Source organism: Massilia sp. HP4 (genome assembly GCF_005222695.1).
Classification (GTDB): Bacteria; Pseudomonadota; Gammaproteobacteria; order Burkholderiales; family Burkholderiaceae_D; genus Telluria.
This window is the reverse complement of the sequence record NZ_STGG01000065.1, coordinates 1-669: the sequence shown is the minus strand read 5'-3', so window position 1 is coordinate 669 and position 669 is coordinate 1. Positions and strand designations below refer to the sequence as shown.

1 rRNA gene is annotated in these 669 nt (G+C 52.6%); it reads left to right on the top strand.

From position 1 onward, the window contains the following. A 23S ribosomal RNA gene (locus tag E8M83_RS24060) occupies positions 1-615 on the top strand; the annotation flags it as partial. Positions 616-669: the final 54 nt, after the last annotated feature.

The following is a 669-nucleotide window of genomic DNA, read 5'->3' as shown; positions in this document are numbered from 1 at the left end:
CAAAGGTTCCCTCAGAATGGTTGGAAATCATTCGCAGAGTGTAAAGGCACAAGGGAGCTTGACTGCGAGACCTACAAGTCGAGCAGGGACGAAAGTCGGGCTTAGTGATCCGGTGGTTCCGCATGGAAGGGCCATCGCTCAACGGATAAAAGCTACCCCGGGGATAACAGGCTTATCTCCCCCAAGAGTCCACATCGACGGGGAGGTTTGGCACCTCGATGTCGGCTCATCGCATCCTGGGGCTGTAGTCGGTCCCAAGGGTTGGGCTGTTCGCCCATTAAAGCGGTACGCGAGCTGGGTTCAGAACGTCGTGAGACAGTTCGGTCCCTATCCGTCGCGGGCGCAGGAAATTTGAGAGGAGCTGTCCTTAGTACGAGAGGACCGGGATGGACGCACCGCTGGTGTACCAGTTGTTCTGCCAAGGGCATCGCTGGGTAGCTATGTGCGGACGGGATAAGTGCTGAAAGCATCTAAGCATGAAGCCCCCCTCAAGATGAGATTTCCCATTCCGCAAGGAAGTAAGATCCCTGAAAGATGATCAGGTTGATAGGTCTGAGGTGGAAGTGTGGCGACACATGGAGCTGACAGATACTAATCGATCGAGGACTTAACCATATTTTTGAATGATGTCACATCTGTTATCTAGTTTTGAGAGAACACTCTCAATTT